Raw genomic sequence first — 25706 nt, 5'->3', positions numbered from 1 at the left:
GGCTTGTATGGGAATAAAGAAGTAATATGAGAGTATATAGAAAGCCAAGGTAAGTTAGATAAAGATTATCAGAAAGTATATACTGTTCAACTTACTCTGTTCTCACAATATCTCTTGGGGTTGCTCCGAGGTTATTTTATTGAATGTTATATAGAATCAGGGTAAGAAAAACAGGCATTGGTATTGAACGATAAAAGTTTTTTTTTGATATGCTTACCTTTTTTTGATCAATTTTTTTTGGAGAATCTCCGCTGTAAGATTTAACTAAATAGGGTTTTGTTAGAAGAGGAAGATTTATATAGATCTTCCTCTTTGTTTGTATAGTTTATATATTAATTCGTTTTTTTAACTATTACCATCAGATAATCAATTCTTTAGGTTACCTTTAGATAAAAGTTCTTAAGTATGAAGATTTTCATAAAATACATGGTGAGTTTTCGCTGTAAGATGATAGTGAAGATGGTATTAGATAAACTCGGAATCATTTATGGTAGTGTAGATCTTGGTGAAGTTGAATTAAAACAAGAACTTACCAATGAAGAGTTTATGCAATTAAAAAAGGCTTTACTTCACACAGGATTAGAACTCATAGAGAGTAAACGTGCTATTTTGATTGAGAAAATTAAAAAAGTAGTAATCGAAATGGTCTATGGTGATATAGATGTTTTAAAAATAAAAAAATCAGATTACATAAGTAAACAGCTAAATTATGATTATACTTATCTGGCTAATATATTTTCTGAGTCTACAGGTACTACAATAGAACAATTTGGTATTGTTCACAAAATTGAACGAGTAAAAGAACTCCTGATTTACGATGAATTGAATCTATCTGAGATTGCCTATAAGCTTAACTATAGTAGTGTAGCACATTTATCTGCTCAATTTAAAAAAGTTATGGGGTTGACTCCAACTTTTTTTAAAAAGCTTAAAGATAAAAAAAGGATAAATCGCGAAGATGTGTGAATGATATAATAGATAATGATTATTGTGTAATGAGTTTATAATTAGTATTTTCCATCTTTGTGTTGTAGTAATTAAACTACAAAATAAAACACAAGACATATGGACAATAAAGATGAAAAAAACAAAGCCTTAGCTAGTAGTTCACAAAATGAAATCAAGAATCATCGTGAAGCGGCTGGTCATTTAGAATCAGCTGTAAAATATCATTTAGATGCTGCTAAACATTATGAGGATGGATTGGTTGAAAAAGCTGTAGAATGTAACACTAAGGCACAAGCCTGTACAGAAAAAGCAATCAGTGAAACTGGCAAAAAGATGCGTACTAGACTTTAAGGAGAAGTAAACAGAATATCAAATTTTAATACTATTAATTCTTAGCCATAATAAATAAAACTTTATTAATAATTTGTTACTTCTTTAATAACCACTTGATATTTGTTGTGATCAGGTGGTTTTTTGATTATTGATAAAATTAAATTTTAGCAAATTTTTTTCCTATATCAAGGTTGTAAACTCTTTGACAATCAAGAAGTTTTAATTTTTAAAAGATAATAAAGATGAATGCATTAGTAGAAAATATTGATTTTAGTATTTATATTGAAGAATTTAAGAAGCAATTGAAATATCTGTTTCGAGAAAAGTATAATTATAATGCTATGGGACTTACTCGTGATTTTCCTGTTGAATTAGTGGATGAAATTATGGATCTAAACCCCTTATCTGTAGCTATTCCTAAGGTCTATGGAGGTAGGGGGATAAAAGTAAAGGAATGCCTGCAAATTCTCTCAGTAGCTTCTTATGAATCTTTACCTCTTTCGTTGATCTTTGGGATAAATATCGCTCTTTTTTTGGAACCTTTAGCTAAATACGGACAGGTTACTGTTCAGCAAAAGGTGTTTAAAGAGTTTATAGAAAACAAAGCAATGGGAGGATTAATGATTACAGAAAAAGCACACGGAAGCGACGCTTTGAATATGAAAACAGCTTTTGAGCAAAAGCAAGAGATGTTTTATATTAAAGGACAAAAACATTGGCAGGGTCTAAGTGGTGTGGCTGATTTTTGGATTGTAGCGGCTAGAGAGAGTAAGCTAAATGGAGAATTAGCAAGAGATATTGATTTTTTTGTTTCTGAAAATAACAAAGAACATCAACATATTCCTATGGTTCACCGTTATAATAACTTGGGTTTATATGCTATTGCTTATGGTATTAATGAAGTTGATATAGTTGTTCCTAAGGAGCAAAAATTACTTAATGAAACAACAGGTATTAAATTAATGCTTGATACACTTCATCGCAGCAGGCTGCAATTCCCAGGTATGGGATTAGGTTTTATTAAAAGGCTTTTAGATGAGTCTTTAGCACATTGCCAAGAAAGACAGATAGGGGGCAAACCTTTGTTGATTATTGATTCGGTTAAAAATCAAATTGCAAAAATCCAAGCCGCTTACACGTTATGTTCTGGTATGTGCCTTTTTAGCGTTAATGCAAGCGGAATTGACAAAAATGTAGCTTTGATGAGTATTGAGGCTAATGTACTAAAAGCATTAGTCACAGATTTAATGCAAGAATCAGCTCAAATTAGTTTACAATTAGCCGGAGCTAATGGATATCGATTAGACCATATTGCCGGAAGATCTTTAGTTGATTGTAGACCTTTCCAAATTTTTGAAGGATCAAACGAAATGCTGTATACCCAAATTGCGGAGGGGATAATAAAATTGATGAGAAAAGCTAAAGAAACGAATCTATATGATTTTTTAAAGTCTTATGAACGCACGAGTTTGAGTGCTGAATATTTTATATCTCAATTAGATTTAAGTGTTGATAATACATTAAAACAACGAGATTTAATACTTATAGGTAAAATGATAGCTCGAGTTATAAGCTTTCAATTTGTCTTGATGCTAGAGGGTTTTAATATGCAACTTATAGAAATTACACGTCAAAGCCTTCTTTTAGATTTAGCTTCTTTCTATGGTCAATTTAATGTACAAAATGATGTAAATCCCATTTTAGATTATGAGATCAATTCAGATTGGACTACTTTTTAACAAAAATTAAAATCAAGTTTAAATATTGAATAATTGCAATGGTTTACTACATAATTTAAGAAACTTAAAATAAAGAAAAAACTTGATAAATAAAATGTGTAAATTTTTTAAATAATTTATGTTTTGTCGAGATATTAGTGTTTAGTGTGTTAAATATTTGTTACTTGCATAATATCTTTAAAAATAAAAACAATCTAGAGTATAAAAGCACAGAGTTTCTAACAATTATGAAAGCTAATTTTAAAGAAAAACTTGGACTATCTAGGATTCGTTTAATGTGCTTATTTATTGTTGTTCTACAAAAAGTAAGGTTAGTGTATTTCTCTAAAATATCCACTGCATTTGCCTAGTGTGCAGAAAATTGCAGTAACTATAAGATGTGCTGAGCATTTTATGTGTACAGTAGACTTTCAATTAGAGTGGGGTTCAAGACTGATATTGATACAATTAACTCTTCTGCCACTACAAGCCAAGAATTATGATCACCCCATGAATCGTTTATAAATACAATAGGTGTACCTTGCCCTTTTTAGAGGCTATAGCTAAATCAATATCACTAGTATTGATGAGATAAAGACGGGTATTTTCACGAATTGTAAAATATTCTAGTTCTGTTTTTGTTTATTTATAATTAAAGTTTTTAAAATCAGTGTCTTATTTTATGGTTTTAGCCACTAGCATATTGAGACATTTAGTTTATTTATTATGATGTAAAGATTTTCTTTTAAATGAAAAAGACCACTGTAGGCTAAGGCTATATGTAAGTGGTCTTTTTGGTCTTTAGTTTTAATTCCTATGCTAGTAGTCCTTATCCATGTAATCCTCAAGTGATTTTTTTAATTTATCTAAAAACATTGTCCTTGAGTAATTTCTTGTTTTCATCCGGTGAAAGGTATGATGAATATCATTTAGGGTAATATTAAAATAATTCTGAAATAAATAGGCTATTTTTTTTATTTCTAAATCTCCTTGATTAATAGCTCTACTAGCATATAAAGCGTATATAAGTTCTATTAGAGCTGCTGAGGATTCAGACCAAGATAAGGTATTGTCTATGGTTATACTTTTGGAAAAAGTTGAAGGATCTATTTGATTTAATCTTATACTTAGATACTCATAAAGCAGCTTACTTGATAAAATACGAGAGAGTTTATAATCATAGTATGTTGAGAACTGAAGATCTATTTCAAATGCAAAGCTGTTTACTCCTTTTAAAACATTGATATTACCTCTTGTGTAATATTCTATATCTTTATCTGTTCTTTGACTTTTGTAGTATTTGTAGAACTCAGAACTAGTATAGTATAGTTTGTATTCAGAAGATACTTGTTTTATTTTTTTTAGGTAGTACTGTTTTTGAGTTTTGCTTGCAGTATTGGGAGAGTGAGTCTCTATTTTATATATTTTGTTATAATACATTAACTTGGAGAGAATATTGGGTTTAAGAATCTTAAAGAAATAGATTTCTTCTTCTTGGTTAGAAAAACCATGAGTTATAATCATTTGTTTTTGCTTTTGTAAAACACGGCTAAGGTATGTGGTCATGTATTTAGCCTCTTTAATAATTTGACTTGGATCTAGAGTTAACTTTGACTCTTCTTTTAAGATTAAGTCTTGAGTGGTTTTGCTGTTGAGTTTTATCATAATTTATTTGATGTTAGTTATTCTACTGAGTAAGAAATAAATTACTTTAAAGTTGTTTGATTGTTTTAAAGCATTAAATTACTGATTTTAAGCATTATAAGTGTTAAAGTGTTCGCTTTTAGTGATTTTTAACTTTATAAGGCTTAATTTGTAATGTTTTGTATAACAATAAATTATGTTTTAATGTAGTATTGTAACAATAAGTCTCCTATGATTTTCTTGTTATTCTGTAAAGTGTATTTCGGTAATGAGATTAGATTTAATTAAAGATTTTAGCGATGTATTAAAGCAGTGTTTCTCTTTGTTTTTAGAGGAGTTAAATGATAAGACAGTTAATGCTTTAGATCATAGAACACTACAGCATGCTTGTTTTGTTTTTGATAAGCTGCTTTATTTTGTATGCGCAAAGAAGTATTTTGGATTAAATCTTAAACTATATCAAAACCCTGATGCAAAATCTTTTGTAGTTATTAAAAAGCAAACTGCAAAGTGGGATATCTCAGGGATTGCAAAGAGTGATAAGTTATTTGGACTAGAAAACTCCGAAATTATTGATTGGTTAAAAAATACTACACCTTATGATGTGTTGAGTTCTAAAGTAGTGATAAACCAGGTGATTGTTAAAAATTCAAATGCCGTTTTGCTATCAGGTTTTAGCATTAATATATCTTCAGTGAATCAGGTATTTTATATCTGGGCAATAAGAATTAAGATTAAATCAATTACTTCAGGGAACATTGTAATAAACAAACAGAAAAGGATTTTGTATAAAAAATACTATCAGGATTATTGTTTATTAAAACAAGAAGATCCTAGTATTAGTTTAAAGTGGTATAGCCAAGAAATAAATATGCATCCTAGGACGTTTCAGCGCAATTTTAAAAAATATTTAGGTACTTCCTTTTATGATTATCATATTCAAAACAGACTCATTGAGTCGTTGTTTCTTTTAATGTTCTCTTCTTATTCTGTATCAGAGATTGCCTACAAATGTGGATATGAAAGTTACAGAGGTTATTTAAGAGCTTTTAATAAAGATCAAAAGCATCAACCGTTATATTATCGCAACCTTTAAGAGATGAGATTAGAGTAATAGATTTGTTGTGCAATAACAAGCTTAATAAAAAATAATAACTGGCTAAGTTGAAAATATTATTGTTAAAAAATGCTTTATAGCAGTATTATAATAAGTTGAATTCAAATCTGGAAGAGCATACCAAACAAGGATAGAATACATGTTTTACAGAAGAGTCACCTTGATATATTATTGGATAAACTTATTTTAAAAGGTTATCGAGTAATTCTTTTAAAACATCAGTATAGCTTTTTAAAAGAAAAGAGTAAAGTATTATAACATACAATTCTAAGGGGATAAAAAGTAATTACTGAGTTAGATTGAGCCTTAAAGAAGAGCCCTTGGTAATAAGTTTTAACCTTAATTAAATATAAAGGTGGGAGTAAACTATTATGATTTATTCCCACCTTTGTTTTTTTGTATTTGGCTAAAAAAATAGCTAGATCTTTTGCATAAAATTATTTTTAAGAGGCTATTTAAAATAACAGCGTTTTATTTGTCTTTGGTTTCAAATCTTTTAAAAGTAGGCCTATTTGTCCTTTTTTATCATAAAATTGTCATTTATACATACACTTTTGTCCTTTTTGTACACAAATCTATCTATATATATAATGGAGCTTTGTATATCAATTGAGTAGATGAAAATAGCACAGCAACTAAATTAAAGTGTTTTTTCTTTAAAATTCTAGTATTACTTATAGAATGTTTTATTATAAATACCTCGCGAGTTTTTATAAAAGTAGTGGATTGATTTAAAAAGCTAAAGTAAATCAACTAAGTAGAAGTTTTTGTTTGTCAACCTTAAAAATGAGATTACTTTTTTTAGCAACTAGCAAGAGGCTGGTTGTTGTAACTAAAAATATTTATTATTATGAAAACACTTATTAAAAACCTACTAATGCCATTGGCCGTTTTTGCAATGCTAACAGTAGGTGCATTTACTATAAATGCTAGTGAAAAAATAGATCACGCTGTTAATACTGAATCTGTAACGGAGTTTCAAGTTGCTGATCCTTATCTAGGAGATCACTATATTGAAATTCTTGATCCTATAACAAATGAATATGTCTTTACTAAAGTAGAAGGAGTTGTAGAAGGAGAATGTACTCTGACTGTAGGAACTGTGAGATGTACGATAGAAATAGATAACGAAGATTATGATTTATGGGGAGAATCTCCTTTAGGAGGGTATGCACCTCTTTATAAATTATAAGAGTTTACAAAATTAATATTTAAAACGGTAAAAGGGGGAACTAAAGATCCCCCTCTTTTTTCTAATTAGTAGGTACTTATTGAATATTTATTATAATCAAGTCCCTCTTTTATCCATGGGATATTTTTCTTGTTTTTTAAATGATAATCAAACCAATCTAAAACTCTTATACTTAAATCACGATTCTCAACAGGACCTGAAGGGCTAAATCCATGAATTATATTTTTATAAAAAAGAGCCATAACGGGTTTTTGTTCTCTTTTAAGAGCTACAAACATTTTTCTGGTATTTTCCCAATCTATATTATCATCTTGTGATCCTGTAAAAAGTAGCATTGCTGTTTTGGTTTTATAGGCGTTTAGTATAGGACTATTGTTGTAATATTTCTCAGGGTCTTCAGAGAATTTAACTTCCATATTAGATTGAGATTTCTCAGCCATAAACCAATCTGGCATACCTCTATAATAGCTATATCTAAACATCATTCCACCTATAAGATCATGAGCTCCTGCTCCAGATACAGAAGCTTTAAACAAATCAGAGAGTACAGATATGGCACTAGCTTTGTATCCACCAAAAGAGTGTCCTATTAGCCCTAGATTGTCTTTGTCAATTGTAGGTTCAATTTCTAAGGATTTGTTAACAGCATTAGTAACACAATCAACAGCGCTAACTCCTGGTCCTTCTTTAGTTACATATGTTTGTGCACTTAAAACAAAATACTCATTCTCTGTTAGTAACGCACTATTAAAACCACAAATAGAAGTAACGTGTACTGGAATTGAAAATTCATTAGGTTCAGGTACTAAATTTAGATCATATAGATGAACTACCATAGGATATTTCTTTTTAGAATCATAGTTTTTAGGATAGAAAAGGTAACCATTAAGGCTTTTATTAAATTTATCTGTGAAAGTGAAATCAACTCTTTTTCTCCATTTATACAGATTTTTATTAATATCAGATTCAATTAGTGTACTTACTTTCTTGTTTTGAATGTTTAATATCTTTGTTGGTACATTATAATCCTCTATTTCAAAAAGAACAGTATTATAATCATTACTAAACGTTTGATTAGCTGTTGGCCTAAGAGACAAATCAGTGTTAGTCGTATACAGTGGAGTTACTTTTTGCTTATCAAACATGTATATAGTTTTTTTATTTTCTTGTGTACCTATAAGATAAAAAGGCTTGTTAGCATCTACATAAGAAGCATAAGATGGTATTGACTCTTTGTTTACTAGTTTACCTATGTGTACTTTGTCTGTTTTTTTAAATTGAGTTAGGTTTATAGTTTTTCTGTTTTCTAAATTATAAGAATGTAGATTGCCATTATAAGCATAAAAGATGGTTTTTGAATCCTGTGACCAAATAGGAGAAAAACCTTTGGTTAGATTATCTGTATCAAAGGAATGCTTTTCTAATGTTTTTATATTTAATACTTCCCATTTATCTTTAGTATAGTTAACTGGATATAGAATGTATTTTCCATCAATAGATGGATAAAAAGGGGATTGAGAGGTCATTGATAACGATATTACATTTTTTTGTTTATCTATATCGTATAATGAATATTCTATAGGAGGGAAGTAAGTATCAAAGTCTATATCTTTAAAATAATTATAAGACAATAGATAACCAGGGATGCCTATATTTAAATAATCTTTATCAATTCTTCTTTCTAGAGATGTAATAGCGTCTTGTTTGTTTTTATAGACAAAGGCTTTATAGATTTTTTTATATTTGGGTTTAAAATCACTAGGTAATAATTGTCTAGAATTCCCTTGCCATATATCTAAATATTCACTCTCTGGTATAATCTTATCAGAATTGAACTGATAGGAAACAAAAAGATCATTATTTAAAAAGAAACTTAGTTTTAAGTTTTCAATATCTTTATCTTCAGTAATATCTATAACCCCTATTTTATTAGAGTTAAGATCTATTACATGGAGTTTATTGTCAATGTGTATAACAAAGCCATCTTGGTTAATATTCCATTTTAAAGTCTTTATATTGTCTTTTAAATCAGTAATTTTATTGGATGTAAAATCTTTTAGATTTATCTGTATTAATTCTTTCTGTTTGGTTATCACAACAAGTTTATTTGAATTAGGTGATAAGTAATATTTATCTATTTCTTGAAGAGAGAGTTCGGTTTTAATCTTTTTAAGATTCTCACTAAGTTTAACGATGGTAAATTCACTGTTATTTTTTAAGGTGAATAATAGATTTAGTTCAACATTAGTATCAAACTTTGTTACTTCTTTAACTATTAATGAATCATTGTGGTTTAAAGAAAAAATAGCAAGGTCTTTTTTGATGTTTCCAACAACAATTCCTTTGTTTAAAAAAGACTTATAAAAGTTTGAAAAATGTGTGAAATCTTTTTTTTCCTTTGTTATTGTATTTACAAAATATGTTTTTCTAGGTCTTGGATTTTTGTTGTATCGTTTTCCCACAACAGCCCATTGTCCATCGGGAGATAAAGCAGCAGCAGACAAACTACTCCACGTTAGATCATCATCAAAAAAATCATTTTTTTTCGTTTCTTGACAGACTGCCTCTTGAAAAGAATATAGGCAAAAAGTAAGTAGTACTAATATTTTTAATTTTGTTTTCATAATGCTATAGTTTTAGGTTTACAACAGTATCATTTTTAGCGATTAAATTAATATAACTAGGTTGAAAAGGATCTATTGTAATGGAACTGTTTTTTGGCACTTTGATGTTAAATTGCCCATGTTTATCAGTAAAACGCAAAGATGCTCCACGTTTTGTATTATTTAAAAAGTCAGTAATGACATAGATATTCTCTGAAGGAGTTCCAGTAGTGGACTTGTAAATAGTTCCTGATACTGTTACTAAACTATCAGGGTTTACGTTTTGTAAAAAAAGAGATAATGTTTTATATCCTATTGGAGAGTTTTTTTCAAAATCTTGAAGTACTTTTTGAGGTAAAGGCTCTAATTCTATATTTAAAATTTGACTTTTGGTAAGCCCTGTAATATCCTTAGGAGTTTTGTATAGATAAGAAATAGGAATAATGGAAAGAGTATCATTCTTGTTTATAGTTATGTGATAATATCCATTTTTATTTATGAATGTTCTTTCGTTTTCTCCGTAAGCTATTGTTTTTTTAGGTGATTCTTCTTTTATAAATTTTGTTATATCTTTTGAAAAAGCCCATTTGTTTTTAATGTTTACGCTTGTAACTCCCAATGGAGCGTCGTTTGTGTTTTTAACTGTAATTCTTCCTTGTATAGTAATGCTTCCATCAAGATTCTCTAGGCAAGTACTAGGCTGTAGTTGCTCTGTTGTATTTAGTTGTTTGTCTTGACAAGACAAGAAGATAAATAAGCTAACAACACATGTAATTATTAATATTATTATTGCTCTCATTTTTATATGTTTTAAAGGTTAATATCCTGGGTTATTAGGAAGTAAGTTTTTGTTTATTTGTAACTGTTTATAGGGGATAGGAAATAAGTTGTGGTAAGGCTGAAAGTTTGGTTTTATGAGTTTTAAATCTTCAAGTCTATCAGTTATTTTTAAATCAATAAAGCGCCTAGCATTCTCTGTAAAGAATTCTTTACTGCTTTCTTCTAAGTAATTTGTTTTAAAGTCTTGACTACTTAAGGTATAAGGCAGGTTTTTTAAACCTCTTTTTTGTCTTACTATGTTTAGCGTTTCTATGGCTTGTTTTGTGTTTTTTTGCATGAATTGACTGTAGGCTAACTGAAAGTACACTTGCTCGATTCTATAGAAAATTGAGAATTCATCTGTATTGTTTTGTTGATTTTTGTATTTATATACTTGATAAAATTCTTGATTATTAATATTTATCTTTTTCAACCACTGTTGTTTTCTTTTGTCATTACTATCAAAAAGATTTAGTAAGTGATTACTAACGGTAGAGCTACTGTTTGTGAAATTAGAAAAAAGATAGAGTGAAGCTTCTGATGTTATATTAGAGGCAAGTCTTGGAGCAATTTGCCAAATTGTACTTTTAGCATCTTTTTTAAATGTTCTATCTAGGTTATCTTCTATGCTGTATAGTTTTTGATTTAAAATTAAGTGGGCAGTATTTTCCGCTTTGTCATATTTCTTCTGTAAAATATAGTTTTCAATTAGTAAAATCTGCGCTATGGATTTATTAATGTAGAATTTATTAGGATCTCTATATGAGTAATCTAGTAGTTCTGTAGCTAGAGTAAGATCTGATTCTATTTTTAAAAGTACTTCTTGATAAGGAAGTTTTTGTAAAGACTTATTTAGATTGTAGTTGGTAGATGTAGTATAGGGAATATCTCCATAGAGAATACTTAAGTAATGGTAATATAAAGCTCTTAGAGCATAAGCTTCTCCCAGTAGAGATTTTTTTAAGTCTGTTTCTAAAAAAGTAGAATTTGTGACTCCTTCAATAAAAGCATTAATAGGATATATCTTTTGATAAGAGTCATTCCACCATGCGGCTATTCTAGAATTTGTATCTAAAATAGTATTTTCATACATGTCTTTGGCCGCAGTTTCTGTACCTGAGTAGTCCAGCTCATCTGTGAAAAGACTAAGGTTAAAACTAACTCCAGTACCTGACTTACCAAAGATATATGAGTAAGTTAAATCAAGATAAAGTCCATTGAGCGTAGCTTTAGTAGTTGCTATATCTTTATAGACTTCAGACTGATCTATTTTATCATTAGGCATATCTACTTCTATTTGATTAGTACAAGAAGTAATAAGTAGGCCTACTAAAATAAAAGAGGTGGTTATTTTATATATATGAGTAAATTTTTTCATAATTTTTAGAATTAAAAGGTTAGTTGAGCTCCAAAAGAAATTGTTCTAAGAGGAGGTAATCCTCCAAAAGAAATAAATTCAGGATCCATTGCTTTATAAGAGGTAATAGTCCAAAGGTTTTGTCCTTGTAAGTATAGTTTAACAGATTCCATTTTAAGCTTTGGCATTTTTAAAGTATAGGATAGAGCTACGTTTTTTAATCTTATATAGGAAGCATCAGAAATGGTGGCAGTACTTTGTCTGTATGGAGTTGCTAGGCTAGGATTACCTATATTGGCAGGCATATAGGTTGCATTTGGATTTGACTTAGAGTGATAATTAGCCATAACAGCAGGTATATTTGTCATTGCACCTCCTGGAGAGACATAGTACTTATTAATATTGTAATTGTCTGTTTTAATAAAATAGAATAAAAAGTCAAGACTAAAATTTTTGTAAGATACCGTATTTTGTAAACCTCCAAAAAACTTAGGAGCAAGGCTGACTATCTGTTGTTGATCTTCAGATGTTATTTTTCCATCTTCATTGTAGTCTTTGAATGTGAAATTTCCTGTTTCTGGGTCTAAACCTTCGTATTTATAGAGTTTTACAATGTTTATAGGTTTTCCGATAACATAAAAACTGCTCTCGGTTCCTTCTTCGAGCCCAGGATAAGATAGGAGTCTGTTTTTAGTAAAAGAGATATTAAAGCTAGTGTGCCAAGAGAAATCTTTGGTTTTTATGTTTTGACTAGAGATAGCAAATTCCCAACCTTGATTTTCTACAACAGCTAGAGAGTTAGCATTAATAGAAGTAAATCCTGTTGTGGTGGGTAGAGTCATACCAACTAATTGATCTGAAGAACGATTATTATAATAGGCAATAGAGGCATTTAGGCGATCTTTAAAAAAACTAAATTCTGTGGCTATTTCAAATTTTTTAGTTTTCTCCCATTTGTAGTTTGGGTTAAAAAGCGCAGTTGGTTTTAAAGTAGGAATATCATTGTAGATAGCTCCTACTGAGTAGGTATTTAAATAAGCATAATCTCCGATATTATCACTACCAGTTATTCCATAACTTGTTCTGAGTTTACCAAAAGATAACCAAGGAATACTTTTAGCAAAATTTTCTTTAGAGAATATCCATGCTGCTCCAACAGCTGCGAAATTTCCAAATTTATAATCATTTCCAAATCTACTAGATCCATCACGACGAGCTGTTAGGTTTACAAAGTATTTAGAGTTATAAGAGTAGTTAATTCTAGTAAAAATAGAGGCATATTTATATTGATTTTTAACATTAGGGGAGAAAGCTTTTTCTTTTGCAGCTCCAATATTTTTAATAAAAGCGTTTGAAGAGAAATTTTTACCATAGAACTGAATGGCTTCTGAATCTGTCTGTTGATATGAAAAACCTAGAAGAGAGTTTATTTGATGTTTACCTTTTGATAAAACATAGTTTAGTTGAGGCTCTATTATAAAGCTATTGTGATTTTGATTTGATAGACTAGATTCAGATCGTTCACTTGTTGGGTCAAATGCTGGATTTAGTCTTGTGTGAGGTAAAATTTTCCTTTCTTCAAATTGATTTGTTGTATACCCGATGTTTAGTTTTGTGTATAGGTTTTTTAAAAGCTCATAAGAGATATTAGAGTTTAATATAATAGTTGAGGTTTTATTCTCGTAAGTACCCATAAGCTGAGCTAATGGGTTTGCAAAGGTGTTGTTTTCCCAATTTAAACTTCCATCTTCTTTGTATAGCGAAGGAGCGTTTGGAGGTAAGGTAAGAGCTTGTTTGGTAAGATCAGTAATAGGAAGATTGTTGCTTTGGTTAGAATAGGTAGTAGAGGAGTTTACTGATAGTCTACTGTCTTTGCTTTTATAGTTGTAACTAAGCAGGGCGGAGTTTCTCTTATAACCTTTATCTGTTGGAAAAACAGTTGTGTTTTCACTATGAGAATAATTGATATTGAAATTTGAAAGCTCATTTCCTCCTCTTACCCCTAAAGAAAACTCTTGTCCTGTTGCGGTATCTCCGATTAACTCTTTTTGCCAATTGGTATATCTGTTTTTATCCCACACTCCATTTATATCATAGGCACTGGCTGGAATTTCTCTATTGCCATTTATATAAGCCTCTTCACGCATTTTTATGTACTGCTGGGTATTCATCATATCTAAAAATTTACCAACTTTGCTAAAACTAGTTGAAGAGCTTAGGGTAAAATTTGTTTTAGATTGAGATCCTTTTTTTGTGGTAATAAGCACCACACCATTAGCTCCACGTGATCCGTAGATAGCCGTAGCATCAGCATCTTTTAAGATTTCGATGCTTTCTATATTATCGGGATTTATAGCGTTTAAAGGATTTATATTAGCTGATAATATCTCTGCGGATAAATTACCATTATTCATACCAAGAGCATCAGAGATAAACGGAACTCCATCGATAACGTAAAAAGGATTATTTCTTCCTGTTGTTTTTTGAGCTAAAAAGTTCTGTCCTCTAATTTCAATATCAATTCCACCGCCAGGGATACCTGTAAGATTTGTAATATTTACCCCTGGAGCTCTTCCTTGAAGAGCTTGAAGAGGATTATTAATAGGTTGAACTTCGATATCCTTGGCAGTAACTCGAGCGATACTTCCTGTGCGCTCACGGTCTTTTACAGAGTAGTAACCAGCGTTTATAACTACTTCATCAAGAGTGCTTATCTCTTGATTTAATTTGATATTTAAAGAGGATTGACCGGTGTAGGTGATTTGTTTAGATGCATAACCCATCATTGAAAAGAGTAGGGTTTGTCCTTTAGCTACTTCAATTGAAAAATTACCATCTATATCTGTTATAGTTGCTATATTAGATTCTTTTACCATAACATACACTCCAGGTAGCTCAGCTGTGGAGTCACTAACCTTACCAGTTAGTTTAGTTTTGTCTTGATAATCTAAGATATTAAGACTATCTTTAGGTACGGCGTAGGCACAGGTGATAGTAAGACTACTTAAAAGTAACACTATCCCGCAACCAGTATTGGTTAAAAATTGAGTTTTCATAATTGTTATAATTGTATGATACAAGAAGACTTTAAATCCTTAAGATTTTTATTGCCGTAGTACTTAAATAAGCCTTTGTATCAAAGGTTAGTTAATTGGTTTTTATATATTGTTTTAATAGAACTATCTCCCTTTGCTCTTTAACATGTCTCCCAAAATGCATAACAAGAGCTCAGGGAGAATAGTCATGGACTTTTAGTATGACTTAAAATCCCTTTAAGTCATACAATGTGTTGTTTGTGTTTTGTGCCTACAGACTTAGCTACTTTTAAAACCTTCTTACTAGTTAATTTCAAACAAACCCAACTAATTAAGCAGTAGCCTGTAGACGTTTTTTCCATAATGTAATAGTGTTTTATTTGGTTAATAAATAGAACAGTGGATCGTATTGTTTCATAGCATTTTATCCTTACTAACTAAATTATTTACTGCCTATTAGGTTTAAATAGATGTGATAACTAATAGGCAATAGAGGTCCTATACGCATCCAAGAACTGTTCTTGGATCTAGCGTAAAATGTAATTTTACTTGGTAAACTATATGTGAATCCCTTAGAGTTAGGGCTAAGTTGTTTATGAAATCAAAGTCTTAAAAAAACATAACTCTAAGGGTAGTTACACAAGAGTCTAATCATAGGCTAAATGTGAATTTGGTTACTACTAATTGTTGTTTGTTGTAATAAATAATTGAAAAAATTTCGAATTGAATCATTCGATAAGTCCATTAAGGATAAGGTATGGTTAGTATTCAAGATAAAGAATACTAAACAAGTCCACCTTGTTTGTTTTAAACCTTTATAGCCTAATTGGGAGACGGCTAAACATTAAAGGTTTATGCGGTATGTTGAGGTATAGAACACTTGTTTCTAATACCTTAATTCTCTTGGATAGCCTAGTAGAAAACTACTAGACTATCGCATTTTGTCATCTTTTACTGAAAATAAACAGGTCTTAAGTGGTATAGTGTTTGGAAAACACTAAGAAAGGATTTACTTTTAGAGTGCAAAATCAAAAAAGAAAAACCAATCTAACTTAAAACACTTGTGTTTTGAGTTAAGATGTAGTGCTATAAACAAAAGAGTAAATCCCTTTTCTTATTGCACTATTTGTATGAGAACAATTTAGAGTTTTGAACCTTGTACTGTTTTTTTTCTTTTTAAGAATCACAACAGTGAGTGGTTAAAACAAAAAATCGCTCACATAGAATATATGAACGATGTCTGTCTATTTATGTAGAAGTATGGTTTACCAATGAAAACGGTCCTTGCTCCTTCTACTTTGGTGGTAATCCGCTACCCCCTTGACAAATTGCTTTGTCTCGGTTTGTCCATAGAAGTACAAACGCAAAGACCGCCCACTGGATTTATTACAAATATAGAATAATCCAGATAAGTGGGCGACTTTACTGTACTCTCTTGGACAAAAAAATTGCGGATTTTTCCAAAAAAGAGAGACATCTTAATTAACTAGACTAGTTAATTAATGAAATCGCTTATATATTAAAAAACAAATATATAAATAAAAAAATCAATTCGGAAATAAATCCGAATAAAAATATGATTCAATGAAAGATATCAATAAACAAATAGTTGACTATATTAAGGAAACTTGGTTGAATAAGGAGAAAAATAATAGTGCATTTGGAAGGAAATATGATTTGGATGAGAAAACCGTGCGCCTAATGAGAACTGAGGATAATTATAATATTAGTTTGACTACTTTGATTAAAATATGTAAAGTAGAGAATTTATCTTTAGAAGAGTTTTGTAAGAAAGCGAAAGTTTAAGTAAAATTGAATAGATTCAATTATGTATGTACTATCAAAGAACTTTAAAGAGTTCATTCAGAGTCAAAAATCAGAGAATAATTCTGTAAATGAAATTATCTCTATTGTTGTATCAAAAGATGCTACAATTGATAAGCTAAAAAAATATTTAGCGGAACATGATGGTGTTTTAGAACGTATAAGAAATTCAGCTCTAGATTATTTGTTACTGTATGCTTATGATACCTTAAAGGATGATTGTATAACAGTAGAAGAGTTGAATGATTTTATTGCTTTAAAGAAAATATTTTCAATTAAACAAGGGGATTTCATAAGGTATAAAGAGTTTGAAATACAAGAGATCTTAAAACAACAATTCATTAGAATGTATTCTGATAAGTTTATAGATAACAAGGAGGCTATAACTCAAGTAAACCTTCAAATTATGTTTGACCTTAGTTATGATAAGTTTGAAGAGTTTAAAAAAGAGGAGGTTATATTGGCTTTAATTAATGGAGCAGATCCCAAAAATTTAGACATATCAACTTTACCTAAAGGTTTTATTTTATAGCAGAATCGATTAACTAGTTGTATGTTATCCCCAAAAAATATAATAAGCTAAAGGACTTTATTAGCTATTACTAAAGTAAAAGCTTATCAATTGGAACAAGGGTGGGAATTTGTTGTAAATAATTGATTTTTAAATATTTTGATAAAAATTATTTAATCAAAGATTTGGCTCCAAAAGTAAAGACCATAGAGTAAGTATCTATTAGAATAAATAAGCTATAAAATAGTAGTTTGGACAATAAGGTCTAATTAAGAATAATATAGTTTATATTGCCCCTTATTTGTGTAAACAGCATTATATTTAACTAACATGCGGGTGTGTGTTGGAGTGCAACTCAAAAGATAGTTAGGGATGCCAAATACACTCTCTTTTTTGCCACTTATTTAAACGTTTTAGAACGCTATTGATGGCAGTGTCATTATAAATACCGTTAAAGATGAACATAAAATTTGAGACTAGTTATAGTCGTATAGGGTTATTGATAATCTACACTATTTTGTTTTTTATTGTAGCTATTTATGGAGCAGGTTTTGCTTTTAAGGCTATAGATGTTTTTACAATTGGTACTCTTGCTTTATTTATATATAAATATAAGGATAATAAAATCTCTTTAAAAACAAGGTGTTCAGTATTGAATTGTGGTTTAATTCTAATATCAGCTGTTTCTTTAGCATTTTTAGGAAATGCTATTTATGCAAGAGGAGATGAGTTTAGTTTTGTTATGCAGCAGCGCTATGATTATTCTGTATTTAGATTATTGGGCTTATTTATATTAAGCCCTATTGTTGAAGAACTTTTGTATAGAAAGTACTGGTTTAGATTTTTGACAGCGAACAATAACAAAATAGGTTCCATTATTATCATTTCTCTTGTGTTTAGTGCAACACATTTTTTTGGTGAAGTACCTTTAATCATACCGTTTATCTCAAGTATCTTTTTGTTTTGGATATATAATAAGACTCAAAATATAAGTTTATGTATTCTATGGCATATGGTTTTTAATATTTCATCATTTTACTCGCTTGTTTTTTTTACAATAGGTAATATGGAGAATATAAAAATAATTAGTTTAGTAGTCAGCTTAGGAGCTTTATTACTACTTTTCTTTTTATTTAAAAGAGAAAAATAGTATTCTATATTAAAACTAAGAAGGGAGTTTTGGGAAATACACTTTATACTAAATTTCACTAATTATGAATAAAATAATTGTGTATGTATTACTATTAATACTAAGCGTTAATTGCACATTTCTTAAATCAAAGAAAGATAGTAAAGAAGAGCAAAATATAGAAAAGATACTTTTGATTCATAAAGAGTATGCTTTTATTGATTTGTATAGAAAATCTTTAGATAGAATTCGAAAAGAAAAAGGAGTAATTGCAGAAGATTTTTTAGTAGATATTTCGGCTTCAGAACTTTATCATGAATATTGTTTAGTGGTTGATTTCTACTCTGATAATCATCAATCCTATGAAAATAAAAACTATGAAAGTTTAATAAGTAAATGGGTAGAGAAAACATATAATCCATATACAACTATGGATAATCCCAATGTAATAGCACATATGACATTTAGGAAGACGTTTGATTTTTATTATAGTGATGATTTAGATAGCTATATAGATTCGTTAAGAACAGTATTTCGTGCTAAGTATAAAATAGGGGAGTTACAAAGTTTAAAATGCTTAGAAGAACAAGAAAGAATTAAAATGTCAGAGAATTCCAAATAAGGTTTTTAATTGATATGATAATAACCTTAAGGTAAGAGGTACTCATTATTAAGTAAAATAAAGTGAGAATTAACTTTATTAGCCTCTATTATAGCTAATATAGGCCAAACACAGCCCATAAATACCATAGTGCTTTAACCGTTATTTTTTATTACTAGTTTGCCCATATTTAATATTTATGATCATGGAAAAAAACACTAATAATAAAATAATAGAGAAGAAAAAGACCGTTTGGCATAAACACGGCTTTGCTTTAACTGATCAACAACAACAAGAGTTTGATAGATTACTATTGAAATACAATATTAATAATAAGACTAGATTTATTGTTTCTCGTATTTTTAGTGAATCTATTAAGGTAGTTGTAATAGATCAAGCTTCTTTTGAGTACCATGCTAGCCTTACCAATCTTATAAACTATTTTAAAGCCTTAGGGATAAGTTATAATGTTCTAGTAAATAGAACAGACTTAGCTGTAGATTCTCAAGAGATATTAAAAGATATCTCTGAGATTACTATTGAACTATCAAAAGTGTGTCAAGAGATTATAAAACTCACCATATCCTTTGAGAATAAAGTCTTACAAACAACTAGGGATTATGGTAGTTAGAATTGGAAAGGGAATTGATATTTTAAAGCCTTTAGTATATAATCAAACTAAGGTAGATAATAAGTCTGCTTGTATATTAGGGGTAAATAAAATAGCACTTCCATTATATAGCCTAGAAAATGCAAGTAAGTATTTTTATAGTTACTTTGAGCCTTATTTACTTAATAATCTCAGAACTGTTACTCCTGTTAGACACATATCAATTAATCCTAATCCTGTAGATAAACTAGATGATCTTACTCTTTTAAAGATAGCCAAGGCTTATATGGAAAAAATAGGTTATAAACACCAACCCTATATTATCTATAAACATTTTGATCTTAAAAGAGTACATCTTCATATTGTTTCTGTGTCTATAAATAATCAAGGATATCAGATTAATCGTGATTTTGATTTTGTAATTGCTCAAAATGCCTGTAAAGAGCTTATCAAAGAATTTAATCTAACAGATTATACTAAAAAATATAAAGTAGAGGTAGACCTAGACCTTAAGGTTGTGGATTATAGAGAGTCAAATCTAACCCGGCAAATAGATAGTGTTGTTAGTAGTTTACCTAAGTATTATAGTTTTGAAGATTTTGATAGTTATAACGCTATTTTACAGCTCTTTAAAGTCATGGCTAGATTAGGAAACAATAAAGAGTTTAATTCTATAATGTATTTTGCTCTTGATCATCAAAATAAAGAAATTAGTAATCTAGTAAGCTCAAGTAAACTTTCTTTAAAAGTAGATATAGGCTTTTTAGAAAAACACTTTAAAAAGTCTATTAAAGCTAAGGACTTAAATATTGATAACAAGGTTAGTGATCAAATAAGATCATATCTTTCTCAAAGTAAAGATTACAAGCACTTTAAAAAACTACTCACTAATCAAGGAATTAATCTAGTTGCTGATAATAAAGATAAAAGCAAGTTCTATTTTGTTAGTCATAAATATAGACGAGTTTTTTCTTTTTCTCATATTGATAGACAGCTGTCTAATAAATTAGATAACGATCCTTTTTTTAATACCTTTTTAAACAACTCTAAAAAGAAACAAGATCCTATTGAGAGACTTGTAAAACATAGATTTATTGAGTTAAATAAAGAGTTTGATAGCTTAAAGGTTCATCCTTGTTTTGAGTTTGTGGATAATTATTACAACTCTTATAATAAAGCAGAGTTTGTTAGTTTTTTTAATTTTCTATTTACTGGTCCAGTGGATGATTTAGATCAGAAACAGTTTATGAATCTTAAAAAGAAAAAACGCAAAAAGAAAAGACATACTCTTTAAAAGAGTGAAATACTTTATATGGGCATAATAGATATATGTAAGGGAAGTATTTAAAAATAGGTGTGATTATTTAAAATTAAAAGGTATGATAAGTATGTTCTTAGGTCTTTATTTTTTTGTTTACTTTTCAATTAAAAGTTTTGTTTCTTTTCTTTTAGGCAGTAAGTCTAAAGAAGATTACACTGTATTAGCTACTGATATTATTGGTAAAAGCACAACTAAAATAAACTACAAAAAGCTAAATAAAATTAGAAGATCCTCAGAGAGCCTAACGGATTTACTAGAAAAAAAACAGGGTGACTCTTTTAAAGAAATAGCAAAAAGACTCAAATAGTATGGTTTGTGTTTAGGCTTTGTTTTAAACAAAAAAAGAATAACTGTGTTTTTACCCAATTATAAAAACAAGTGTTTCTTATCGTTGTTATTTCTCGTTTTGTGTGTTTCTTGATTGAAAAAAAAGATTAATCCAATAATTAGATTAAGTAAACTGATAAATATTTCTTTGTTTAACTCATCAAAGGGTTCATTTATAGTATTATAGCGATACACTAGATTAATAAATATAAACAGTGATACAGTTATAAGTAGGTAACTTATAAAGCGTAGTTTTTTCTTTATTTCCTTTTTCGTATTGTATTAATTAACATGTCTTTAAATATACAAACTTCATTAATGTGTTATAATTATGTGTTTTATGTATCAAGGTTATAATACATTGGTATTATATAATTTTACTATACAAAAGTATGTTTTTAATTTAAATTAATAACTTTAAGTTGTTATTTTTTATAAATTATGTGCTTTATTGTTGTAATTTATCTTTAAATAGTGTTTGTTAGTTTTTTTTAGTTGAATTGTATTTTTATTTAACTTAGAATTACTTGAAGATTAGTACTCTTTAATTTTTTTTTACTCTTTTTATAGCTTTACAGGTTATATGCTAGTTTATTTTTAAAAAGTATAGAGATAAATAGTACGATTTTTAATTATCTGTAAATCAGATGCCAATTGGCTTTATAGTTAAGAAAAAATTCGTATATAAAAAGTCGTTATCTGTCTTTTTACTTTTATCCTTTAAAGTCTTATTATATCTAGTCTTGTGGCTAGTTAGTTTTAAAATTCTTATCAGTTTTATAAGAATTTCTGTTTTTTTTCATGCCAATTGGCTTTACACCTTTTTTAAGCTTTTGAATTTTGTATGGTTAGCTAACAAGACTATTAACCATTAAAAATTTAAATCATGAATGTTACCCGTTTAGATTTCATCTCCTGGATGGAACGACTCTCTACAAAACTTGATGCTTTAAGTGAGCATATTGCCAAGGTTCAACTCCAAACTTTAAATATCGATGGAGAAGAACTTTTAGATAATCAAGATGTTTTACAGATTTTAAAGATAAGTTCTCGCTCGCTTCAAAGGTATAGATCTGATAAAAAGCTTCCTTATTACAGATTAAAAGGTAAGATATATTATAAGCTCTCTGATGTGCAGCAGTTCATACGAGACAGCTTTGCTGTTCCGGTAAGAGAATAGTAAAACGACTCTAAAGGTCAAACACATACCTTTTTGTGCCAAAAATAAGTACAAAATGGTCTAGGAGATACTTTTGGGTATTAATCAATTAACCTATTAATTATGGAAGTAAAAAAAAGCAGTGAATCAAAACATGATATCTTACTTGTTAGTGATTCAAAGGATAACAAAATTAAAGCCGTACAGGGCTTAAGTGAAAACGGTAATCTTAAAAGTGCACCAATTAATAAGAATAATTTAAACTCATTTTTAAGATTAGATAAAAACGGAGATTTCTTTTCTAATTTTTTCACCAATTTCTTTTCTCAATTAAAAGACCCCACTAGGTTTAGTTTTTTTAGGGTTCCAGAGAATTTAGCCATTAGTTTGTCTAAGCAGATGCAAGGTGAGTTAGACTTGAAAAACACTTTAAATCATCAGCTGTATCTATCCCATCAAGTAGATCCGAAGCAAATGATTCAAAGTATTGAAAATAGTACCAATAAGGATATAACCTCTTGTAAAGAATATAATCCATATAAATACAATATTGAACATATAAACTGGGAATCACTAAGTCAGATAGGGCTTTCAAAAGAGAAACTCGAAGAGATGGATCTTTTAGAACCTTTATTAAAGGGATATAAAACAAAAGATTTAGTTCAGGTTAATCTTAATTTGGGATCTGCTGAGTTTTCATTAGATGCGCGTCTTGGGCTTAAACATGCCCCTAACGGAGAGGTTGTAATGACTCTTGAGGGAGTAAAAAAGTACCCAAATTTAAATGTACCTTTTCAAGGACATGAGTTTACCAGGCAAGATAAATATAATCTTTTAAAGACAGGTAATATGGGAAGGGTAGTGGAGCTTTTAGATCCTGAGACTAACTCTTATATCCCATCGGTTGTAAGCGTGGATAGATTAACCAATAATATAATGGTTACTAGTGTTGAGAAAATGCAAATTCCAACGCATATAAAAGGGGTTGATCTTTCGGATAATCAATTAAATGAGCTTAGACAAGGAAAAGCAGTTCTGGTTAAGGATATGAGTTCAAGTAAAGGAAATCCTTTTGATGCTCATATTCAGTACAATGCCTCTAAAGAGCATATTGAGTTTTTGTTTGATAAGACAAATAAAAATAAGAAGATCTCAAATCCTGAAGACTTAAAGGTCTTTAGAGGAAAGACCCTAGATGATAATCAGTATAAAGAGCTCTTAGAAGGTAAGACTGTGGCCATTGATGGACTTATTGATAAAAGAGGCAAGCCTTATAAGGGTTTTATAAACTATGATAAAATAAACAATAGAATTAATTTTTCTTTCACAGATCCTAGTAAACCTAAGATCATTGAGAGTCAAACACAGAATAATAAAGAGACTCAAAACAGAAAAAAAGGTTTAAAAATTTAATATGGAACTTATTATAACACAATCAGCAAGCGTGGCTAGAATTCTAGCCACGTTTTTTAATGCAAACAATAGGCATTTTGATTATTATAGCTCACAGACTCATTTGGTTGTATGGATAGATGATTGCATGGTAGATTTAAAGCCTTTAAACTTTAAACAAGATAATGACTCTTTTCTAGGGAAAGATTTTTTAGACTATAAATTAAAACTTGTAAAAAGGACCAATAAAAAAACGCCTTGTGTTGTTCAAAGTAAAAAAGTGCAGTTAATAAAGAGGCTCATCCTTAAATCTAAATCTATTGTTATTGCCACAGAGCCAAGTCAGACCCAAAGAAGAAAGTTTGAGTATTTCAAAGAATTCTTTAATATCACCTTGCCTTGTAAAACCCTATGGCTTTATAGTTTAGAGCAATCCTTTTTAAAAAATCACTTATGTTTAGACAATACTACTTCTTGTTTTAAAACTTATTATAACAGGGACCTTATCTTTAAGATTGTTCAAAATAGGTTAAGTAGGTATTATTACAATCAAACAGGAACAAAAATTAAACTAGGTCTTATTAAAACTGCTCTTATCGCTTTGTTATCTAAAAAACATCTAAAGAGTGAGGCTAGTCAAACTAAAACTTTCTATAGGGTAAGTGTCGAGCTTAGTTTTAAGGAGAAACTATTTTGTTGCTTTTTTGAAAAAAAGTATAAAAAACTAAAACAAGCCCAAAGCTTACTTGGTTTGCTTAATAAAGATTCAAGGGTAGAGATAAGCGAAAAAAACATACAAACTCTAAGGCAAAAGCAATTACTTTTATATGATTTTATAAGTCTTATAGTATGCGTTAACAAGTTATATGGGTTTTCTTTTAGCAAAACAAAACAGGCCTTGCTTAGTCTTTACAGACAAAGATTTATTAGTTATCCCCTTACTTTAAATAATTATCTGCCTAGTTGGTATAAATCAAGTATACCAAGATTATTAAACGCCTTAAGAGATTATCCCTTGTTTAAAAAAGAGCTGTTAACTTTAAAATTAGCTAGACTTAATTATAAGGATGTGATAGTAGATAGTGATTTAAAAACTCACGGCATTATACCTACTTTAAAGATTCCAACTTGTTTAAATACGTGTGAAAAAGTAATCTATCAGTTGATAGTAAAAAGAACAATAGATTGTTTTACCCCTAAAGAAGATGTAAAAAAAGTTAGTTTAAATCTCTTTGTAGATGATGCAGGTCTTGATTTACCCTTAGAGATTTACAAGGGAGAGTTCTTAAAGGATAATTTGGTAAACCAAGTTGATACTCTAGAGCAGCTTAATGGTATGAAAGTCTTTAAAATAGAATCTGTAAATATTACAACACACACAAAAAAGCAGAATGCTTTGTTTAATATAGAGGGTTTGTTTAAAAAACTAAAAAAAGACTTTATTAAAACCTTACACGAAAACGCAATTGCGAAAATGAATTTTTGTTATTTTACAGATCTTTTTCTCGGTCTTAGTTTAACCCTTGATCAGTTAATAAAACAAGAGTATTTGTATATAGACAGTAAAAAGCTTGTTTGCACAAACAAGGCCCTTGATTATTATTTTAAAACAAAAGATTTACCTGTTTCTAGCTTTACTTATTTATTTGATTTTGAGGTTTTATTTTTCAAGGCAAATCAAGCAGAGATAAACAAGCAGATGTTTTATAAAATCAGTTGTGAAAAGCTTAAGGAGTTAAGCCAAAGCATCTCTTATTTAAAAGAGTCAAAAGAGCCTTTAAAAGGATCTTGTCCTAAGTGTTTAGGTAGTAAATTTGAGCTTAGCTATCAAAGGCTTGTTTGTTTAAATAAAACTTGTAATTGGACTATACCTAGATTAGTCTTTGGAGTACACCTATCTAAGAAAGAACTTGAAGAATTATTGGAACTAAAAAAAACAAGTAGAGTATTTGTTTTTAAAGCGAGAGATAACATTTGTTTTAAAGCGTATTTGTTTTTAGATAAAAATGCAAGACTGATGTTTGATATAGTAAAATAATATTTAAACTAGAAGATAGAGATAGTTT

General features: G+C 29.3%; 20 protein-coding genes. 15 read left to right on the top strand and 5 right to left on the bottom strand.

The features are described 5' to 3' along the window. Positions 1-405 precede the first annotated feature (405 nt). The 3 genes from HX049_RS13700 to HX049_RS13690 all read left to right on the top strand — a co-directional run bounded on the left by HX049_RS13700 (position 406) and on the right by HX049_RS13690 (position 3020). Positions 406-966: a helix-turn-helix domain-containing protein gene (locus HX049_RS13700; RefSeq protein ID WP_016649218.1), complete on the top strand. Its 561-nt coding sequence runs from the start codon at positions 406-408 to the stop codon at positions 964-966. A gap of 99 nt (positions 967-1065) precedes the next feature. After that, on the top strand, positions 1066-1299 hold the full coding sequence (locus HX049_RS13695; RefSeq protein WP_286416512.1) for a hypothetical protein: 234 nt from the start codon (positions 1066-1068) through the stop codon (positions 1297-1299). A gap of 224 nt (positions 1300-1523) precedes the next feature. Continuing rightward, positions 1524-3020 carry an acyl-CoA dehydrogenase family protein gene (locus HX049_RS13690; RefSeq protein WP_286416511.1) on the top strand — a complete coding sequence of 499 codons (1497 nt, stop codon included), beginning with the start codon at positions 1524-1526 and terminating at the stop codon, positions 3018-3020. A 798-nt stretch (positions 3021-3818) separates the two neighbouring features. Here HX049_RS13690 and HX049_RS13685 read toward each other — a convergent pair. Next, positions 3819-4664 (bottom strand): RteC domain-containing protein, encoded by an 846-nt coding sequence (locus HX049_RS13685; RefSeq protein WP_286416509.1) that lies wholly within the window; start codon positions 4662-4664, stop codon positions 3819-3821. A 247-nt stretch (positions 4665-4911) separates the two neighbouring features. Here HX049_RS13685 and HX049_RS13680 point away from each other — a divergent pair, with 247 nt between their 5' ends. Then, the gene (locus HX049_RS13680; RefSeq protein ID WP_286416508.1) at positions 4912-5739 is read left to right on the top strand and encodes a helix-turn-helix domain-containing protein; all 828 of its coding nucleotides are present in this window, start codon (positions 4912-4914) and stop codon (positions 5737-5739) included. Positions 5740-6610: 871 nt separating this feature from the next. Next, entirely contained in the window at positions 6611-6952 is a 342-nt protein-coding gene (locus HX049_RS13675) for a hypothetical protein (RefSeq protein WP_286416507.1), read from the top strand. A gap of 65 nt (positions 6953-7017) precedes the next feature. Here the strand turns inward: HX049_RS13675 and HX049_RS13670 are convergent, their stop codons facing one another. The 4 genes from HX049_RS13670 to HX049_RS13655 are packed head-to-tail and all read right to left on the bottom strand — an operon-like array spanning position 7018 to position 14787. Continuing rightward, positions 7018-9576 (bottom strand): alpha/beta hydrolase family protein, encoded by a 2559-nt coding sequence (locus HX049_RS13670; RefSeq protein ID WP_286416505.1) that lies wholly within the window; start codon positions 9574-9576, stop codon positions 7018-7020. A gap of 4 nt (positions 9577-9580) precedes the next feature. Next, a complete protein-coding gene (locus tag HX049_RS13665) occupies positions 9581-10354 on the bottom strand; it encodes a hypothetical protein (protein ID WP_286416504.1) in 774 nt (257 codons plus the stop codon). 18 nt (positions 10355-10372) lie between these two features. Then, a complete protein-coding gene (locus tag HX049_RS13660) occupies positions 10373-11752 on the bottom strand; it encodes a RagB/SusD family nutrient uptake outer membrane protein (protein ID WP_286416502.1) in 1380 nt (459 codons plus the stop codon). Positions 11753-11763: 11 nt separating this feature from the next. Beyond that, complete coding sequence (locus tag HX049_RS13655; RefSeq protein ID WP_286416501.1) at positions 11764-14787, bottom strand: SusC/RagA family TonB-linked outer membrane protein; 3024 nt, start codon at positions 14785-14787, stop codon at positions 11764-11766. A 1563-nt stretch (positions 14788-16350) separates the two neighbouring features. Between HX049_RS13655 and HX049_RS13650 the strand changes: the two genes are divergently transcribed. The 10 genes from HX049_RS13650 (at position 16351) to HX049_RS13605 (ending at position 25678) form a co-directional block, all read left to right on the top strand. Beyond that, positions 16351-16572, top strand: coding sequence for a helix-turn-helix domain-containing protein (locus tag HX049_RS13650; protein ID WP_286416500.1), 222 nt, complete (start codon positions 16351-16353; stop codon positions 16570-16572). 22 nt (positions 16573-16594) lie between these two features. Next, complete coding sequence (locus HX049_RS13645) at positions 16595-17122, top strand: hypothetical protein (protein WP_286416498.1); 528 nt, start codon at positions 16595-16597, stop codon at positions 17120-17122. Between the two features lie 436 nt (positions 17123-17558). Next, positions 17559-18251, top strand: coding sequence for a CPBP family intramembrane glutamic endopeptidase (locus tag HX049_RS13640; protein WP_286416495.1), 693 nt, complete (start codon positions 17559-17561; stop codon positions 18249-18251). Positions 18252-18315: 64 nt separating this feature from the next. Then, positions 18316-18852 (top strand): hypothetical protein, encoded by a 537-nt coding sequence (locus HX049_RS13635; protein WP_286416493.1) that lies wholly within the window; start codon positions 18316-18318, stop codon positions 18850-18852. A gap of 184 nt (positions 18853-19036) precedes the next feature. Further along, positions 19037-19462, top strand: a complete 426-nt coding sequence (locus HX049_RS13630; protein WP_286416492.1) for a hypothetical protein — start codon at positions 19037-19039, stop codon at positions 19460-19462. Next, on the top strand, positions 19452-20735 hold the full coding sequence (locus HX049_RS13625; RefSeq protein ID WP_286416490.1) for a relaxase/mobilization nuclease domain-containing protein: 1284 nt from the start codon (positions 19452-19454) through the stop codon (positions 20733-20735). The genes HX049_RS13630 and HX049_RS13625 overlap by 11 nt, the downstream gene beginning before the upstream one ends. Before the next feature lie 85 nt (positions 20736-20820). After that, positions 20821-21069: a hypothetical protein gene (locus HX049_RS13620; RefSeq protein WP_286416488.1), complete on the top strand. Its 249-nt coding sequence runs from the start codon at positions 20821-20823 to the stop codon at positions 21067-21069. Positions 21070-21975: 906 nt separating this feature from the next. Further along, positions 21976-22269, top strand: a complete 294-nt coding sequence (locus HX049_RS13615; protein ID WP_286416486.1) for a helix-turn-helix domain-containing protein — start codon at positions 21976-21978, stop codon at positions 22267-22269. A gap of 102 nt (positions 22270-22371) precedes the next feature. Then, positions 22372-23661: a DUF4099 domain-containing protein gene (locus HX049_RS13610; protein WP_286416485.1), complete on the top strand. Its 1290-nt coding sequence runs from the start codon at positions 22372-22374 to the stop codon at positions 23659-23661. 1 nt (position 23662) lies between these two features. After that, on the top strand, positions 23663-25678 hold the full coding sequence (locus HX049_RS13605) for a DNA topoisomerase (protein WP_286416484.1): 2016 nt from the start codon (positions 23663-23665) through the stop codon (positions 25676-25678). Positions 25679-25706: the final 28 nt, after the last annotated feature.

It is taken from the genome of Myroides odoratimimus (assembly GCF_030326305.1).
Taxonomy (GTDB): Bacteria; Bacteroidota; Bacteroidia; order Flavobacteriales; family Flavobacteriaceae; genus Flavobacterium; species Flavobacterium odoratimimum_A.
The sequence above is the reverse complement of the archived record's forward strand: the minus strand, read 5'-3'. Positions and strand labels throughout refer to the sequence as shown.